The organism is Moraxella tarda (assembly GCF_035181405.1).
Lineage (GTDB): Bacteria > Pseudomonadota > Gammaproteobacteria > Pseudomonadales > Moraxellaceae > Moraxella.
In genome coordinates this window covers 152,407-170,713 of sequence record NZ_JAYGGV010000002.1, presented here as the reverse complement: position 1 = coordinate 170,713, position 18,307 = coordinate 152,407, and the positions used below count along the sequence as shown (strand labels likewise).

The window sequence follows — 18,307 nt, the reverse complement described above, 5'->3', positions numbered from 1 at the left end:
TGGTTTTAGTTGAAAAAGTTAAAAAAATATTAAATAAAATTGCTAAAAACACAAATATGTTGATATAAATCAATGAAAAACTCTCGTGCCTTCTTTTTCACCCATCACAACATTTAACAACGCATTAGGCTTATTCATGTCAAATACTTGCAACGGAACATTGTGCTCACGACACAAGGCGATGGCAGTCAAGTCCATCACACCAAGTTTTTTTTCTAACACTTCATCAAAAGTTAGGCTTTCGTATTTGACCGCATCATCATGAATGCTTGGGTCTTTATCATACACACCATCAACCTTGGTGGCTTTTAAGATCAGCCCAGCTTCAATCTCAATGCCACGCAAACAAGCGGCGGTATCGGTAGTGAAAAAAGGATTGCCTGTACCAGCAACAAAGATACACACTTCTCCATTACTTAAATGGCGAATGGCATCACGACTAGAATATGGTTCACCAATGGTTGAAATGGCAACAGCCGACATCAGACGCGTTGTAATATTACGGCGTACAAGAGCATCACGCATGGCAAGACCATTCATAACCGTAGCAAGCATACCCATTTGATCACCAGTAACACGGCCAACCAGACCCTCTTTTTGCAGGGTTGAGCCACGATACAAGTTGCCACCACCAACAACAATGCCCACCTGCACGCCCAAACCTCGTAAATGTGCAATAGAGAGGCTCATTTGGTCTAAAATAGATGCATCAATGCCCATGTCACGACCACCCGCTAGGGCTTCACCAGATAATTTTAATAAAATGCGAGAAAATTTTGGATTTTTATCAGACATAACAACCTCAAATTTGATGAATCAATCCAACTTGAAAAGTTCATAGATATTTTTATAATTCTATCACATTTTGACTACTTTTGATAATTTTATTTCCAGTCATGACTTAATTTGATTTTTTAATTTGCACTTGTTTTAAAACCTTAAACTCATTGTAAACTTGACAATCTGCAACCATCTTAATCATCAACAAAATCAATCAAGCATCTATACGAGCTTCTTGTATGCGAGCTTCTTGAATGATCCTAAGCTCAGGATAGCTCAGTATCAGCACATAGTGTACGCCATTTTTTAAGGCATAGATATTTAAAATAAAAGCATTCATGCGAGGTTGCAACTCAATATTACGCACTTGATAGCCATGCTCTTGAAGCATACGCAATGCCTTGGTGCGAGTTTCGGCAAATGCCATTTCATCATACCCCTCGTGAATATGATTTGAATATAGACTCTCAGAATACGCGAAGATAGGCATCATCGCCAACATCATGGACCAAAAAGACAATATGACCAATCTTTACCAAGTAAAACGAAGATGAAAGTATTGCGGTCTTTTTTGCCATCAACATGACTCAATAAACCTACCGCCAAAGGCAACATCATCGCCGCAGTGGCGGTATTACTAATCCACATGGACAAAAAGCCAGTTGCCACAAAAATCAGCGTAATCGCCCAACCCAAATGCCCACCAGCAAGACTGACAATACCAAACGCAATCTTGCGGTCAAGTTTTTGCACATGCAAAGCTGCTGCCAATGCAAACCCACCAAAAAACACAAAAATAATAGGGTCAGCAAATGATACGAGGGCTTTTTTGGTGTCAAATTCTGGAATGCCGATAAAAATCGCCAATACTGGCACAAGAATGGCCGTTGCTGTGATATGAATGGCCTCTGTTAACCATAAAATACCGATAAAAGTCGCCAGTGCCAGACCTTTATTTGCCAAAGCACCAAATGGTAAAATGCTTGTCGCCAAGAAATAAGAGATGATCGCAGAAATCACCGTGATGACCAAGCCTCTGACCACATCAGAACGCACTTTTCCTGAAGGTGGTACTTGGTCGTCATTATTTTGATAATCAGTCCTAAGAGCAAAATCTGTCTCGTTGTTTTGAGTTGATTGAACCATATGAAGTTCCTTTTAAAAAATAGCCATGAAATAAACTCAGATAGAGCATCTTCCATGACTTTACAAGTCTAAGCCAATCTCAAATTTTTTATTAAGTCATGCCACTTTTTGTACCCAATAGACACAACTTAACACCATAATAACACAAAAGTTACACATCGTAAAATAATTAAGCACTGCTGTTACAATTTGCGGTCAATATTTACTTTTTACACCTACCTTTATCATGCATTTGGTTTATACTTAATTACTTAATTAATTAACAATGGCTTTTTTCATTGTTTTTGTTTTATCATTCTTATGATGCCTTGCCATATCACCTTAATCATTTTAATCATTCATCAGTAGAAGTAAATAAGTAGTAAAAATAAGTCAATAAGTAAGCCACTTCCACAGATTAAATCAAGATTAAATCACAACTTTAAAAAGTAAATTTAGGAAGGAACATGAAACTAAAAAATTCCGTTTTATTTCGTCAAGCCGCTTTCATCAATAATGAATGGCAATGTGCCAACTCTGGTGAAACAATAGATGTATTCAATCCGTTTGATGGCAAAAAAATTGGCGTGATTGCCAATCTATCTGCTGATGAAATCAAAGATGCAGTCGGATTTGCCCAAGATGCCCAAAAAATCTGGGCGAGCAAAACAGCACATGAGCGTGGTGAAATTTTACACAAATGGGCAAATTTGATTGATGAACATATTGATGATTTGGCCATCATCATGACTACCGAACAAGGCAAACCATTAAAAGAATCAAAAAGCGAAATCACCTACGCCAATAGCTTCATACGCTGGTTTGCCGAAGAAGGCAAACGCATTTATGGCGACACTATTTTTGCCAAAGCCAACAACCTACGCCACATCGTCCTAAAACAGCCGATTGGTGTATGTGCGTCCATCACACCGTGGAATTTTCCAGCCGCAATGCTGACACGCAAAGCTGCACCAGCACTGGCAGCAGGCTGTACCATGCTCGTACGCCCAGACAGTCAGACACCTTTTTCTGCACTTGCCCTAGGTGAACTGGCCAAGCAGGCAGGCATTCCCAAAGGTGTACTACAAATTGTTACAGGAGAGTCGCAGATTGTAGGCGGTGTATTGACAACCGACAAACGCATCAAAAAACTTTCTTTCACAGGCTCAACTCGGGTTGGTAAGCTACTGATGGAGCAATCTGCCAGCACCTTGAAAAAATTATCGCTTGAACTGGGCGGAAATGCACCGTTCATCATTTTTGATGATGCCAACCTTGATAAAGCCATTGATGGTGCGTTGTCATCAAAATATCGCAACGCAGGGCAAACTTGTGTCTGTGCAAACCGAATTTATGTACAACGCAATATCTTTGATGAATTTTTGAATAAATTCACAGCCAAAGTCAATAATCTTACGGTAGGTAATGGGCTTGATGACCCAGACATCAGCTGTCTTATCAACGATGCTGCAATCAAAAAAACCCAAGAATTATTGCAAGATGCACTGGATAAAGGTGCTACACTCATTACAGGTGGTGCACGCCATGCCAAATACAATTCTTGCTTTTTGCCAACCGTTGTTACAGACATTACAAATGATATGCGCATCGCCCACGAAGAAATTTTTGCACCCATTTCAGCCATTTACCCTTTTGATGACGAAGACGATGTCATCAGACAAGCAAATAACACACCCTACGGTCTGGCGGCATACTTTTACACTCAAAACCACGCGCGTGCATGGCGAGTTACCGAACAGCTTGAATACGGCATGGTCGCCCAAAATACAGGCATGCTTTCTACAGAAGTTGCTCCATTTGGTGGCATAAAAGATTCTGGTTTTGGGCGTGAAGGGTCAAAATACGGCATAGACGAGTACATCGTAACCAAATATTGGTGCTTGGATATTGGTAGATGATGAGTAAATAGTAAAAATAAGCACCGCCTTCATCAACAAAATGCACATCTGAGCTTATTAGCTTAATGTGCGTTTATCAACCCATTTCATCACCCCTCTTAACAAAATGCTCATGATCGATTACAATAGCATTCTAAATTTTTATTGATGATTACAAAAAAAAGTAAGAGAATACAATGGCAAAAAAACCAACCACATTCAAAGACGCTTATCACATATTAAAAACCAATAGTGAAAATCTAGAACAGACAGAAGAGCTGGACATTGATAATTTGGTGAAGACCATTGAAGAATCTATTACCGCTTATAAGGTCTGCCAAGAACGGATTTTGGCAGTAGAAAAAGCATTGGCACAAGCCTTTGATGACAAGCTTGATGAATGAACCAATTCTCAAAACCCATCAAAGCAATGATGATTGGTGATTGTAATGATTAAAGACGCATTTAAGATACGCCTTTTATTGAAATACAACAATTCTTAGGTTTTTAGCATCAATCCTTGATATCAAATACTTGTCTTAGATATGCCAAATAAGTATCATCATCAATCATCGTTTTGCCTGGACTGTCAGATAACTTAGCGACTGGTTGACCATTGCATTGCACCAATTTTAAGACAATATTTAACTGCGTCAACCCCATATCATTGGTTAAATTTGTACCAATGCCAAAGCCTGTCTTGATGCGTTCTTTAAAATATTGATGTAAGCTCCAAGCCTTTTTTAGCGTCAAGCCATCACTAAAAGTCAAACTCTTGGTTTTAGGGTCAATTTTTAGCATTTCATAATGAGCAACCGCTTTATCCCCCCACTCGTACGGATCTCCAGAATCATGACGCAAACCATCAAAAAGTTTGGCAAAATATAAATCAAAGTCTTTTAAAAAAGCGTCCATACCCACAACATCAGTCAAGGCAATACCCAAATCACCACGATATTCACGCACCCAGCTTTCAAGAGCTGCCTTTTGACTGTCTCTTAGTCGTACATCCAATGCCTGAAAAGCCTGCATGAATTCATGTGCCATCGTGCCAATCGGTGTAATGCCCAACTCTTTGGCCAAATACACATTGCTTGTGCCACGAAAAATTTCAGGCGAAGCTTTGGTTAATATACGCACCACATGATAATGCCAGTCTTTAGAATAACGGCGACGCGTACCAAAATCCGCCACCGCAAAGGGTGGGTTTGTCAAATCTGAGCGTTGAAGCATTTCGTAGTGCTGGAGTGTTTGCACTTTTTCACAAAGACGCCTTTGACCCTCTTGCAAAACATCATCATTGTGCAAACGCACATAGTAAAGCTCATTGATGATACTTAAAACAAAAATCTCAAAAAACATTGCCTGAATCATTGGGCCTTCAATATCAATATTTAGGTGATCATCACCATCAACCGATACTTTAATAAAACGGCGTTTTAGCTTGAATAATTCTAAATAATCAACAAAATCAGATTTAATAAATCTCAATCCACGCAGATAGCTGAGCTCATCTTGAGAAAATTGAAGCTCACACAAATAATCCAGTTGTGTTTCTAAATCGTCCTTAATCCAAGCAAGAGGGTAGGCCGTCTCTTCATTGTTGCGACAGCGAAATCGGTACACGCCATGCGTCTGCGGAAATTGGTGCAGCATCGCTTGAAGCATGGTAAACTTATACAAATCATTATCAAGCAATGAAGTAATAATGGGCGTGGTTTGCATGACTTTTTTGTCCAAATTATCACAATAAGGTTGCTCTATCATACCGAAAAATAACAATTTTTGCATCGTCTTTGGAAAAATGTTACAAAATAATGCCACTCAAATGCTGAAAGCTATAAAAACTTTTCTTAAAAAATTGCCTAAAATTCTAAAAACCGTATGGCAATTTGCTGGCAATTTAACAAAATCCCAACAAACAACTTAAAAAATTCTCAATTTAAGGGTACAATAAAGCATTTCTTTATTACTCTTGTTACAGCAGTTCATCATCATGACAACACCCATCACTTCCTTAAATTTGTCCACACTAGATATCCAAGAGCAATGGAACGATTTGCGTATTTTTATTTGCAATGATGCTGAGTATAACACCACACATGACGCAATGCTATCGCAAGTTTTAGCACGCATTGATGACAAAAAAAATGGCAAGCTCACACCCAATGAGCTGTGGATTGTAGAACATCAAGATGTCTATACACTCGGCCAAGCAGGTAAAGAAGAGCATATCTTACATAAAACAGACACGCCCATCATCAAGACCGACCGAGGCGGTCAGGTTACTTGGCATGGCAAAGGACAGCTTGTGGTTTATTGGTTATGGGATTTGCACCAGCTTGGCATAGGTGTAAGAGATTTGGTCAGTCATGCCGAGCAAGCGATTGAAGATGTTGTACATGAATATCTGCCAAGCAACTTGACTGCCAAAGCTCGTCGAGATGCCCCTGGAGTATATGTCTATAATCACGCAGGCGATATGCTTGGCAAAATTGCATCTTTGGGCTTTAAAATCAAGCAAGGACATAGCTATCATGGTGTTGCGATAAATTTAACCAATGATTTAACCGCCTTTAACGCCATCAATCCTTGTGGCTATGCTGGTATGAATATGGTGAAATTATCCAGTTTTGGCAAATTTACCGCTGACGATACGCACGCATTCATTCAAAAATTTGTTCAAAATATTTACAGCAGGCTTCAAGGAACGATTGCACTTCGCAAGATTTAATATTACAATGGTGCGGTTTTTTAAATTCATTCACCAAAGCTCTTGTAAAATCATAAAAAAAACCAAAAGCCGTCTGTTTGTATCTCATCAAAGAGCCAGCTTTTTATGGTACAACACGCTTACCACAAACAAGACGACCGATTTTACAAGCAGTCTACTTAAATTGGAGCACATTATGGCAGATTTTAACCAAATTTTGGACGCAGGCGATGTAGATGGCGGTATCATCAATGTTGTTGTGGAAATACCAGCAGGCTCAAACCATAAAATTGAGTGGAATCGTAAATTGGCATGCTTTGAGCTTGACCGTGTTGAACCAATTGCTTTTGCCAAACCCTGCAACTATGGCTTTATCCCCCAAACTCTAGACGAAGACGGTGATGAGCTAGACGCCCTAATTCTAACCGAACAGCCTTTGACTACTGGCATTTTCTTAAAAGCCAGAGTTATTGGTGTCATGAAGTTTGTAGACGATGGTGAAGTGGACGATAAAATCATCGTTGTGCCAGCAGATGATCGTAATAATGGCAATACCTATCACTCATTGGCAGACCTACCAAAACAATTCATCAAACAGCTAGAATTTCATTTCAACCATTATAAAGATTTGAAAAAAGCTGGCACCACTAAGGTTGAGGGATTTTTTGATGTTGATGAAGCAAAAGCGGTCATTATTGAAAGCCAAAAACGCTGGAATGAGAAATAACTTTTTGATCCATCATAAAAAATAGCTCAAAATTGGGCTATTTTTTTGTTTTTGATGGTCATTTTAAAAATTTTGGTTTTATTTTTATTCATTTTATTTTAAACTATGTGTTTTTTATTGTCTGCCAATTCATGAAAGCCATACTTGACTATATTCCACTGATTGTCTTTTTTTATCTGTACAAAACCACAGATGAAACCAATCCCAATCACCCATTGCTTGACCTTTTTGGTCTAACTGGTGCAACAACGAATAACCACATCATCGTTGCAACCTTGGGGCTCAGTCTTGCAACACTCATGGTGTATGGGTTTTTGTTCATCAATCAAAGATTTCGCCTAGAAAAACAGCAAATTTTTGTACTATTGATGACGATTATTTTTGGTGGACTGACCTTAGCATTACGAGATGATTTTTATATTCGTCTAAAAGCTGTGTTAATTAACCTAGGTTTTGCTGTTGGTTTGGCATCATCACCACTATTTTTAAAGAATAAAGAGTCTGCCATTCAAAAATTTTTCTCACCTGTTTTTGAATTATCAGCAAGTGGCTGGCAAAAATTACATTGGTCATGGGTAGGTTTTTTTGGACTGATGGCAAGTTTGCACGCCTTTTTCGCTTTTGTATTGATGAACGGAAAATATTGGGGTGAATTTACCGCTTTTGGTGATATGATTGTGATGATAATTTTTATGATGGGTATGTTTTACGCACTCAGAAAAAACATTCGCCTAGACGAAGCAAAGAAATAAAATCAAGTTTTACACCCTGTTCATTTTATAATCACAGCTCAAGGAGAAAATCATGCCTTTATTTGCCATCATTGGACACGATGTCGCCGACAGCACCTCAAAACGCACCGAGATTCGCCCTGCACACATTGAGCGTCTGAATGCTCTACACGCCCAAAATCGTCTTGTCATTGCAGGGCCAACACCAATTGCACACAACGAACCTACAATGAGTGGCAGTCTGATCATCGCACATTTTGACGATTTGGCACAAGCGCAGGCATGGGTGAATGACGAGCCCTACCTACATGGTGGCGTGTATAGCCATGTAGACATTAAGCCCTTCATTCAAGCCTTGCCAAAAATGGACTCATGATGCAAAGATTCGCCTTTTTTTTATTACTAATATGCTCATTTTTTACCATACCAGCTTGGTCAGCCCCTACTATGACTGTACAGCCAACCGACACTGACAAGATGACTGTTCAGGACACAAAAACTCAAGAAACACAAGAAACACAAGAAACACAAGAAACACAAGAAACACAAGAAACACAAGAAACACAAGAAACACAAGAAACACAAAATGTATCACAGGAAAATCTTAGCAACCAAAATGCTACCAACACCTCCAAGTTACAAGATGTAGGCATACCAAGCATTGAAGAAATTGCCGCCCCCAATGATGGCAGTCTGTCTCATGCTAATGCTGAATTACTCATCAAAAATGCTGAACTGGAACGCCGTGTCAATGACTTAACAACACAGGTCAATGTCCTAACCCATGAGCGTAGCGGACAGCTATATTTGTACGGTGCAATGACAGTGCTGATAACGATTGGTTTGTGCATGCTGGCTGGTACATTCATCTCCATGCGTGGACAACGCAGTCGCTGGTAGAATCATCAAAACACCCCATTATGAGCCAACTTCAAACCGCCATCATCAACTGGCAAACCGACCAACTTGGTAACACCGTTCCGACCTCTGACACATTTGATGATGTGTATTTTTCACACGCAGGTGGACTCAATGAAAGTCATTATGTCTTTATTGAAGGCAATGATTTACCCAGCCGATTAACAAAACTCCATGACAACGAAGTCTTTGTTGTGGCAGAAACTGGCTTTGGCACAGGGCTAAATTTTCTTGCTTTGTGTAAGTTTTGGAATCATCTAAAAACACAAGGCAAGCTTAATAAAACCGCACGCTTACATTTTATCAGTACCGAAAAATTCCCCCTAAAACAATCCGACCTACAAAAAGCATTAGACTCTTGGCGAAATCAAGATGGCGATGACATCACTCAATTCATCAACGCCCTAATTGATCAGTACCCACTACCATTAGAGGGCTGTCATCGACTTTATGTGCGTAATGATGTGGTACTTGATTTGTGGTTTGGTGATGCATTGACCAGTTTTCAGATTATTCATCAAAGTCGCAGTATAAATCCCAACCCCACCCCAAAAGTTAACGCTTGGTTTTTAGATGGTTTTGCCCCCAGTAAAAATAGCGAGCTGTGGTCAGATGAGTTATTTGATACAATCAAAAAATTGTCAGCAGATCATGCCACACTGGCCACTTTCACTTCAGCAGGGTTTGTGCGGCGTGGCTTGCAGGTGGCAGGTTTTGTCATGGCTAAGAAAAAAGGATTTGGACACAAGCGTGAAATGCTCACAGGTCAAATGTTGGCACAAACCATATGCAGCCGTGATGATGTTAAGAACAACAATCTAGCACACATTGCCATCATTGGTGCAGGTGTATCAGGGCTGTGTAGTGCATATGCCTTAGCACAACGAGGCATAAAGGTAACTTTGCTTGACAAAAACACACCGCCATCGGGTGCATCAGGCAACCCTAGGGCCATGTTCGCCCCTAAATTATCACTTATTGAACAAGCAGCACACCATCTATCAACCGTGTCGTTTTTATACGCAACACGGCTGTATCACAAACTTAATCAACTGGCCGATGTGTACGCACCATTTGGTGTGGTGGATTTTTTACTTCCCACACAAAAAAGCTATGACAAATTAAACACACTCATCGCACCCTACCCCAACCAGCTGATTCATGAAATCAAACCAATTTATCCCAACCAAACCATTCACGCATTTGTCCCACAAGCAGGCTTGATTAACCCAAAAAAGCTGGCAGAGGCCATACTTTGCCATCCATTGATTTCATGGCAAAAATTTGCTGTGCAATCAATCGTACACAATGATGATGGCATTATATTATTAGGCGATAACGACAAACTCATGGCAGATAAGGCCATCATTTCATCAGGCCATCAAAGTCATATGTTGCATGACAATCTATTTAATCCACGCAAAATCCGTGGGCAGGTCTCATGGCTGTCGGTTGATGACGATACTTTTAACAGTCTACCAAATCACCCCATTAAGTATGATGGCTATTGTGCCAAGTTTGATGAAGGCGACACAAAACAATTTCTGATCGGTGCCAGCTTTGTACGCAACTGCACCAACACCAACATCACCGTAGACGAACACAAATTTAATATCAGTAAATTAACACACAGCTTGCCACACATTACCAAAAAACTTAACTTATCAACAAACGCCCTAAAAGGACGAGCTGGCATTCGAGCACAAACACCCGACTACCACCCTATTGTTGGAAAAATTGATACACATATTTACACCATATACGGCATGGGATCTAAAGGCTTTACTTTTGCACCATTATGTGGAGAAATTTTAGCTGGCATGATTTGTGATGAAATTTTGCCCATCAGTGGCGAATTACTTCATAAAATTAGCCCACAACGCTCACGGCTTAGCACACCCTTGATGGATAATGAAATTTGATGAATTTTATACCGCACTTTGTTTTTATCATTTCTACCACTGGCATTTTGATGGCTTGTCATCAGCCAAATAACAATACCGCACCACAGCCCAGCAAAGACAGCATTAAAGCACGACAGGATTTAATGCATCAATGGGGCAATTCATACGACATCATCAAAAACATGGCAAAACACCCAGAATCTTTTGATGCAAAACAGCTGACCGCACAAACCACACTCATTAATGAAAGCAAGGCTCAAATGTGGCATTATTTCAATGGTCATATCAATGATAACCCACCAAATGAACGAGCCAACCGAGTAAATAGACTGATCCAACAAAACCCCACTGATTTTAAGCAAGCCACCAATCAATTTGATGAAGTTTTTGAACGCCTGCACCAAGCCAGTCAGCACACCACTTCTATCAATGACATCAAAGATGAAATTAAGCAAGTCAAAGCAAGCTGCAAAAGCTGTCATAAAACCTATAAAAAGCCATCAATTTTTTAAACCACAACAATAAAAAAACACCCAAAACCATGAAGTTTTGAGTGTTTTACAAACAATTTTAGATTTTTAACATTAAAATCTAAAAAATTCACGCTAAACTCTTAATATAAAATCAAGCAGCGTCAAAGCGTTTTTGCGCCTCATCCCAGTTTACTACTGACCAAAATGCTTTGATGTAGTCTGGGCGTTTGTTTTGGTATTTTAGATAGTAGGCATGCTCCCACACATCAAGACCGATGATGGGTGTACCCTCACAGCCTGCAATGGCCTTACCCATTAACGGACTGTCTTGATTGGCAGTAGAAACAACAGCAAGTTTATCACCTTGTTTTACAAGCCATGCCCAACCAGAACCAAAGCGAGTTTGTGCTGCTTTTTCAAACTGCTCTTGGAATGCCTCTACCGAACCAAAATCACGCACGATGGCGTCTTTTAGTGAGCCACCCAATTGTGTGCCAGTTTTTAAAATTGTCCAAAATAGGCTATGGTTAGCATGACCACCTGCATTGTTACGCACAGCAGTTTGTTTGTCAGCTGGGATTTTATCAAGATCAGCAATCACTTCTTCGGCTGATTTATCTGACCATTGAGTGCCCTCAAGTGCAGCATTAGCGTTATTCACATAAGCCTGATGGTGCTTGCTGTGGTGGATTTCCATGGTTTGTTTATCAAAATGCGGTTCTAGTGCGTCATAGGCGTAGCCTAATTCTGGTAATGTAAATGCCATGATGGTATTTTCCTTTTGATTTTTTAAATAAATGAGTTATATAGTGCGTACTAGTACAAATAGTAGCTTGTGGCTACTTTAGTTAATATAAGGCCTTTACTGGGTAAAATCAAGTAAAAAACAAATAAGTAAAAATAAAAAAAAATTTAAAACCAAAAAAACGATGAAATAAGAAATAAACAGCCATTAAATTCATGAATCATGCTCCAAAAACCAGATTATTAGGTTTAGACATCTAACTTTTGGCATGATTGGTATATTGAATCATCAAGGTTTTTTAGGGATTGGCGTGATGATCGGTTAAGATTATTGGTTATCAAACCCATCACGATTGACAAATTTATTATCAAATACCTTCTCGTCAAAACCACCGCTAATACCACGACTCTCTTTTTTTTCAAAGTTTTTGCCATCAAAACCACGCTCCTCAAATGCCGAGCGATCAAAGCCTCTTTCAAAGCCTGTGTTTGTATGATGCTCAAAGCCTTGGTTAGCATTCCCCTGAGGATAACCACCACGCTCAAAACCACCACGAACATTCAAATTGTCATTGGGTGGTGTGCGTGTAAATCCACCCAAAGGGCGACTACCAAAATTGCCAGAACGGTCAAAGCCAGCATTGGTAACGCCAGACATACCACCAGCTTGATAGCCACCAGAAGACATCACACCAATGGGCGTGTTTGGATAACCTGTAGATGCTCCAGATGTGGGTGTGCCATCTGTGCGTGGATTACGAGTTGGCACAACCGTAGAAATCGCATGCTTATACACCATTTGGCTCACAGTATTCTTAAGCAGTACAACATATTGGTCAAATGATTCAATCTGCCCTTGTAGCTTGATGCCATTGACCAAAAAAATAGATACAGGAATACGGTCTTTGCGTAGTGCATTTAAAAATGGGTCTTGTAGACTTTGCCCTTTTGACATAAAAATTCTCCAAAAATAAACTGATGAAAGATTACAGTTTAAAAAAAATTAACGCATCAACATAGATGCTTTTTTATAATAACTGTTTTTCTACTTCTTGTATGCTAGAAAATGATGCAATGAAAGATGAGCGATGTACATCATTAAGACGAGCAAGGCTACGCTGCCAAGTTGATTGACGCTTTGCTAACTGTCTTGTTGCATATAATGCCTTATTTTTCATATCTTGACAAGCCATTTGGATTGTATTTGATGGTTCTTTTTGTAAGTTTTTAGAAAAGCTTTGCCAAGCTGGCGAGATTTGCATGACCTCATGCTCTTTTATCGCTAAAAATTCTAGCACCTGCCGATAACCCACACACCGCATAGAAGGCATATCAGGTGTGAGGGTCGGATATTGTTCTAGCAAGGCGACCACCTCCTCAACCAAACCATTCTCCCACATGACATCAAGGCGTTTTTCAATCCGCTCATGCAACCAAGCTCTGTCTGGCTCTACCGACAGCGTCAACCACAATTGGCTAAGGTCGTGACAAGGGGCAATTTTGGGTGTGGCTTGCCAAACGCTCATTGGCGTACCTGTCTGCAAATACACCTCTACCGCTCTTGTGATTCTTTGAGTATCACTTATTTTTAAGCGTTCACAAATGTCTGGGTCGTGAGTTTGCAAATAGGCATATAAATCACCAATACCCTCATCATTTAGCCAAGCCATCACTTTTTGACGAGTGGCAGGCTGGGTATCAGGCACGGCCGATAAGCCATCTAAAAGTGCCATGTAGTACATCATTGTACCCCCAACAAGTAGGGGGATTTTATTGTTTTGGTGAATCTGGTTGATTAAAATCTCAACATCAGCAACAAAAGTTGCCACATTATAAGTGTCAGTTGGTGCAATGATATCCACCAAATGATGCGGAAACCTTGATAATTCTGCTGGTGTAGGCTTTGCCGTACCGACATTCATACCACGATAAATCAAAGCACTATCTACAGAAATCAACTCAAATCGCCCTGTCTCATACAGCTTGAATGCCAAATCCGTTTTTCCACTGGCGGTTGGAGCAATGAGGCAAACAACAGAATTTTTGGGTAAATTTTTGTAATTTAAGTTTTCAAGATTCAAAGTTTTGATTAAATCATTCAGATTATTCAAGGTTTATTCCTTGTATGATCACCAACCTATTCTCATTGTCCAGTTTTTTAATATCAATCAAGACATCAGGCTTTGGCAAAATGGCTTGGGCACGACTGGCCCATTCTATAATCAGTAGCGAATTTGGCTCATCAAAATACTCAAAAAAACCCATCAATTCAAGCTCTTCTGGGTCAAGCAGGCGATATAAATCACAGTGATAAATTGGCTTATCGCCCAGTAAATACGACTCAACAAGAGTAAAGGTCGGACTTTTTACTACCCCTTGGTGTCCAAGTGCTTGCAGTAGATAACGAGTAAATGTGGTCTTACCTGCACCCAAATCACCCGATAGCCAAATACTCCCCATAGGATTAAGGCTTGCAATTTTTTGGGCAAGTTGGGCGGTGTCAGCTTCGGAGGCTAAAATAAATTGTTGTGTCATTTTAAATTTGAGTGATATTTTTTTAAAGGTTGATGATTTGTCTACATCGTCTCAGATTTTTATTTAATCATGCAACTTAACATCTATAACCTGCAATTGAACTTTTGGGTTGGTAAATATTTCACCGCTTTTTAGCTTATCAAATAGCAAAGGATCTCCCCACTCTTTTTTGACATCATCACTAAATTCAAAATCATCAAGAGCCAACAGACCCATCTGTGGATTAACCACATCTTCATAAAAACACTGAGCATAGCCTGTGGCGGTTTCGTGAACAATGACTGAATAGACAGATACACCCTGCTCGCCATTATTCATCTGAGTTTGCTTTAAGATTTCACTCACCCAAAAAAATATGACACGGCTAAATTGCTCAGCAGATGGAGAGACAGGCAGTACAACCCAACGAGATGAAAACTCTTTGCACACACGAACATATTCAGGATCATCTTTTGCCCACAAAGTAATGGCATGGTCAAAGCCATCGATAATGTCTTTAATATGACCTTTTAATAATCCAAAATCATAGACCATGTGCCCATTATCAAGAGCGTTGGCCTGCAATATCAACTCTACTTGGTAGCTATGCCCATGGATAGAGTACTTACAGCGGTCAGATGAGCAGTTGCGGACAATGTGTGCATTCTCAAATTTAAAGAGTTTTCGGATTCGCATATTGATGATAAATATTATGAATAAAGACAAGATAACTTTTTATTATAGCACATTTCTTTATTAACAATAAAAAATATCTGCCAAACAAGAAAAACATCTACAATAACAATCACTTAGTTTTTCTTACCGCTCATCATGCTTGGCCATATTGAGTCAGTCTTATTCACCACCCACCATCTTTAGTCTACCACCTTCCAACAATTGCATTTCTGGAGCAAGGGTTACCATAAAGCGGTCAAAGTACAGCAGTTGCTTTAAAAGCAATGCAAAATCTCTAGGAAAATGAATGCCATGTCGCTTACCAATCTCAGTCAGTTCAAGCATCATCGCATTCAAGCTCTCTGGCCGATTATCTTTGCCAATCTGACCAAGCATTCGATGCAAATCTTTACCAAGTCCATCAATATCCACCCGCTCATGCGTCATACCAATTTCTACCATTGCTCTTGCCATACCTTGATAATCGTTGGTTTGCAGGCTTTGTACTAACACAAAACACGCCTGCAAACTTTTTGGCTCAATCTTTCCCACTAAGCCAAAATCCAAAAATGCAATCCGCCCATCATCTAGCATCATCAGATTGCCCGCATGCAAATCCGCATGGAATTCGCCTGTCGCCATAAGAGATGAAAACCAAGTATCTAACACATCACTCATCACCTGGCGTGATTTTTCATCATCTTTGGCAATCTCCAAAGTCTCATCAACCAAAGACTTACCCAGCAGTAGATCCATTGTCAAAACCCGCTTGGTTGTCAGCTCATGATGTACGGTAGGCGCGGTAACCTGAGTATTGCCCATTTGTTTTAAAAAATTTAAAAACTTTTCAATATGGCGACTCTCAGCGACAAAGTCGGTTTCCATCAGCATTCTTGAACGAATCTCGTCCAAAATTGGTGCAAGATTGGCCGCCCTGATTGATGGCACAAGTTTCTCTGCCAGCCAAAATCCACGGTGCAATACACTCAAATCCGTATGAATGACCGTAGCAACATTGGGTTTTTGTACTTTCAAGGCCACCTGACGGCCACCGATGAGTACCGCCCGATGCACTTGTGCAATGCTTGCCGATGCCAGTGGCTTAGGATCAATATGCTCAAAGATATCGCCCAAGTCACGCTCACGCCCAAGCTCTTCACGCAGCACCGACAATATTTTTGTGAATGGTATGGGCGTGGTTGCATCTAGGCAATCTTGAAATGCCAGCACATACTCCCTTGGAAAAATAGACGGCGTACTGGCAATGAACTGCCCAAGCTTAATATAAGTAACCCCCATTTGCTCAAAAGATTCTTTTAATAGCTGTGCGTCCATTTTTTCGCCCATGGCAACCCTGAGTGCGGACAACCCTGCCACACCAGCAGTTTTTTGAATGCGTTTAAGTACATTAACCCCTGTATCAATGGACGACTTGACCATAACTAATGGCGATTTTTTGAATGCAGTTTTCATTTTTTTACTTTTGTTATTCATGTATTATTCATCAGACATTGTTTCATCAGGCATTGTTTTTGGCGTAAATTGGCAAATGGCACAATTTTCATCTTTACTAAATTTTACCTTACGCAAAGTCATCGTCCTCCCTTGCCAAAGCACAAGTTCATTTGCAATTGGGTTATGATGCCTACCTAAAAAATCTAAAGCGACTTGAGTTGTCATTGAACCAATCACGGCCACAGTACTGCCCAGCACGCCAGATGTAGCACAAGTCGTCTCATCACCCATATCAACACCAAACAAACATTGATAACAGCCAGTATCACTTGTGAATAAGGCAATCTGCCCCACTTCACCAATTGCAGAATTAGACAACAACGGCACATTCATCGCACGGCATGATTTGTTCAACAAATCCCGAATAGCAAAATTATCAGTACAGTCAATCACAAGACTGGGGGAAATTTTTGTCATAAAGTCCATAATATTATCATGGGTCAGCTTGGTGTCGGTATAATCAACCTGCACCAGCTCATTATGTGTACGCAGTTTTTCACAGGCGGTTTTGGCCTTGGATAGGCCAACATCAAGGCTGGTAAAAAGCATTTGGCGTTGCAAGTTGCTTTCATCTACCACATCAAAATCTACCAAATGTAGCCGCCCCACGCCAGCACGCACCAGTATTTGACAGATGGGACAGCCAAGACCACCGATACCCACCATCAACACAGTACTATTTTTTAAATTTAACTGTGCGTTCATGTCCCAGTCATCTAATAAAATTTGCCGAGAATAGCGTAACAACTCTTCATCAGTAAACGAATTAGCCACCATATACCCCCATAGTCAGCCTGTCATTACCACCGTAATCTTGCACCGATCGCAACGACTGATAGCCATACTCATCAAAAATCGCCCAGACCTTTCTTCCTTGGTCGTAGCCATGCTCGATGGCAAGCAATCCACCAGCATTAAGATGCTCTCTTGCACCACTGATGATGTGCTTAATATCCATCAAACCATCATCTTCTGCCACCAATGCAGTCATTGGCTCTGCCATCAAAGCCGTCAAATGCTCATCATCTTTGGCAATATAAGGTGGATTGGCAACAATGATGTCAAATTTTTCATGAACATTTTCATACCAATTTGACTGCAAAAAAGTACAATTATCCACAGATAAATTTTTAGCATTTTCTATCGCAACCAACAACGCATCTGGCGAAATGTCTAGCGCTGTTATTTGACAATTTGGTAATGCCTTGGCAAGCGTGATGGCAATACAACCCGTCCCTGTACCCAAGTCCAGCAACTTGCCCATTTGTAAGTCATGAGACCCAGCCCAGCCCAACACCTCTTCAATAAGCCGTTCTGTATCAGGTCTTGGAATCAGCGTATGTTCATTAACCTTAAATATACGCCCAAAAAACTCCTGCTCACCCATCAAATACGCAAGTGGCACACCACTTAGCATCTTAGCAATGCCATCATCAAAGCATGACAACTCTGCTTCTGTCAGCACATAATCATCATCAGTAATCAAAAAACTGGTCGGCTTACCAAGCACAAAACACAACCAAGCCTGCCACCAATGGCGTGGCAAAATACCATTTCTATATGTATCTTTTATCTCAAAAACGGTCAAAA

The 18,307-nt window shown here is 40.2% G+C and carries 20 protein-coding genes and 1 pseudogene; 9 read left to right on the top strand and 12 right to left on the bottom strand.

Features of this window, described 5'->3' with window-relative positions:
• Positions 1-69 precede the first annotated feature (69 nt).
• The 3 genes and pseudogenes from pyrH to U9670_RS03310 form a co-directional block, all read right to left on the bottom strand.
• Positions 70-795, bottom strand: coding sequence for a UMP kinase (gene pyrH, locus U9670_RS03320; RefSeq protein WP_323841377.1), 726 nt, complete (start codon positions 793-795; stop codon positions 70-72).
• Positions 796-994: 199 nt separating this feature from the next.
• A complete protein-coding gene (locus tag U9670_RS03315) occupies positions 995-1,273 on the bottom strand; it encodes a hypothetical protein (protein WP_323841376.1) in 279 nt (92 codons plus the stop codon).
• Between the two features lie 14 nt (positions 1,274-1,287).
• Positions 1,288-1,926: pseudogene (locus U9670_RS03310) on the bottom strand (SLC13 family permease); the annotation flags it as partial.
• Between the two features lie 446 nt (positions 1,927-2,372).
• Between U9670_RS03310 and U9670_RS03305 the strand changes: the two are divergent.
• Together U9670_RS03305 and xseB are read left to right on the top strand one after the other, a co-directional pair.
• Complete coding sequence (locus U9670_RS03305) at positions 2,373-3,824, top strand: NAD-dependent succinate-semialdehyde dehydrogenase (protein WP_323841375.1); 1,452 nt, start codon at positions 2,373-2,375, stop codon at positions 3,822-3,824.
• A 176-nt stretch (positions 3,825-4,000) separates the two neighbouring features.
• Positions 4,001-4,207, top strand: coding sequence for an exodeoxyribonuclease VII small subunit (gene xseB, locus U9670_RS03300; protein ID WP_323841374.1), 207 nt, complete (start codon positions 4,001-4,003; stop codon positions 4,205-4,207).
• A gap of 109 nt (positions 4,208-4,316) precedes the next feature.
• Here the strand turns inward: xseB and pncB are convergent, their stop codons facing one another.
• Positions 4,317-5,528 (bottom strand): nicotinate phosphoribosyltransferase, encoded by a 1,212-nt coding sequence (pncB, locus tag U9670_RS03295; protein WP_323841373.1) that lies wholly within the window; start codon positions 5,526-5,528, stop codon positions 4,317-4,319.
• Positions 5,529-5,799: 271 nt separating this feature from the next.
• Here pncB and lipB point away from each other — a divergent pair, with 271 nt between their 5' ends.
• From lipB to U9670_RS03260, 7 genes are all read left to right on the top strand, one after another.
• Positions 5,800-6,537 (top strand): lipoyl(octanoyl) transferase LipB, encoded by a 738-nt coding sequence (lipB, locus tag U9670_RS03290; protein WP_323841372.1) that lies wholly within the window; start codon positions 5,800-5,802, stop codon positions 6,535-6,537.
• Between the two features lie 175 nt (positions 6,538-6,712).
• Complete coding sequence (locus tag U9670_RS03285) at positions 6,713-7,243, top strand: inorganic diphosphatase (RefSeq protein WP_323841371.1); 531 nt, start codon at positions 6,713-6,715, stop codon at positions 7,241-7,243.
• 131 nt (positions 7,244-7,374) lie between these two features.
• Complete coding sequence (locus U9670_RS03280) at positions 7,375-7,995, top strand: inner membrane-spanning protein YciB (protein ID WP_323841370.1); 621 nt, start codon at positions 7,375-7,377, stop codon at positions 7,993-7,995.
• Between the two features lie 52 nt (positions 7,996-8,047).
• On the top strand, positions 8,048-8,350 hold the full coding sequence (locus U9670_RS03275; protein WP_323841369.1) for a YciI family protein: 303 nt from the start codon (positions 8,048-8,050) through the stop codon (positions 8,348-8,350).
• A gap of 71 nt (positions 8,351-8,421) precedes the next feature.
• Positions 8,422-8,874, top strand: a complete 453-nt coding sequence (locus U9670_RS03270) for a hypothetical protein (protein WP_323841368.1) — start codon at positions 8,422-8,424, stop codon at positions 8,872-8,874.
• A 20-nt stretch (positions 8,875-8,894) separates the two neighbouring features.
• Positions 8,895-10,814 carry an FAD-dependent 5-carboxymethylaminomethyl-2-thiouridine(34) oxidoreductase MnmC1 gene (gene mnmC1 / locus U9670_RS03265; RefSeq protein WP_323841367.1) on the top strand — a complete coding sequence of 640 codons (1,920 nt, stop codon included), beginning with the start codon at positions 8,895-8,897 and terminating at the stop codon, positions 10,812-10,814.
• Positions 10,814-11,308: a c-type cytochrome gene (locus U9670_RS03260; protein WP_323841366.1), complete on the top strand. Its 495-nt coding sequence runs from the start codon at positions 10,814-10,816 to the stop codon at positions 11,306-11,308. Before mnmC1 ends, U9670_RS03260 begins: the two co-directional genes overlap by 1 nt.
• 112 nt (positions 11,309-11,420) lie before the next feature.
• Here U9670_RS03260 and sodA read toward each other — a convergent pair whose 3' ends face one another.
• The 8 genes from sodA to prmC form a co-directional block, all read right to left on the bottom strand.
• On the bottom strand, positions 11,421-12,035 hold the full coding sequence (sodA, locus tag U9670_RS03255) for a superoxide dismutase [Mn] (RefSeq protein WP_323841365.1): 615 nt from the start codon (positions 12,033-12,035) through the stop codon (positions 11,421-11,423).
• A gap of 306 nt (positions 12,036-12,341) precedes the next feature.
• A complete protein-coding gene (gene hfq, locus U9670_RS03250; protein WP_323841364.1) occupies positions 12,342-12,968 on the bottom strand; it encodes an RNA chaperone Hfq in 627 nt (208 codons plus the stop codon).
• Positions 12,969-13,041: 73 nt separating this feature from the next.
• A complete protein-coding gene (miaA, locus tag U9670_RS03245; protein ID WP_416381470.1) occupies positions 13,042-14,124 on the bottom strand; it encodes a tRNA (adenosine(37)-N6)-dimethylallyltransferase MiaA in 1,083 nt (360 codons plus the stop codon).
• Complete coding sequence (gene tsaE, locus U9670_RS03240; RefSeq protein ID WP_323841363.1) at positions 14,117-14,548, bottom strand: tRNA (adenosine(37)-N6)-threonylcarbamoyltransferase complex ATPase subunit type 1 TsaE; 432 nt, start codon at positions 14,546-14,548, stop codon at positions 14,117-14,119. The genes miaA and tsaE overlap by 8 nt, the downstream gene beginning before the upstream one ends.
• 63 nt (positions 14,549-14,611) lie before the next feature.
• Entirely contained in the window at positions 14,612-15,223 is a 612-nt protein-coding gene (locus tag U9670_RS03235; protein ID WP_323841590.1) for a 6-pyruvoyl trahydropterin synthase family protein, read from the bottom strand.
• 159 nt (positions 15,224-15,382) lie between these two features.
• Positions 15,383-16,675, bottom strand: a complete 1,293-nt coding sequence (locus U9670_RS03230; RefSeq protein ID WP_323841362.1) for an ABC1 kinase family protein — start codon at positions 16,673-16,675, stop codon at positions 15,383-15,385.
• 24 nt (positions 16,676-16,699) lie between these two features.
• A complete protein-coding gene (locus U9670_RS03225) occupies positions 16,700-17,494 on the bottom strand; it encodes a HesA/MoeB/ThiF family protein (RefSeq protein WP_323842628.1) in 795 nt (264 codons plus the stop codon).
• A complete protein-coding gene (prmC, locus tag U9670_RS03220; protein ID WP_323841360.1) occupies positions 17,484-18,305 on the bottom strand; it encodes a peptide chain release factor N(5)-glutamine methyltransferase in 822 nt (273 codons plus the stop codon). The genes U9670_RS03225 and prmC overlap by 11 nt, the downstream gene beginning before the upstream one ends.
• Positions 18,306-18,307 lie beyond the last annotated feature (2 nt).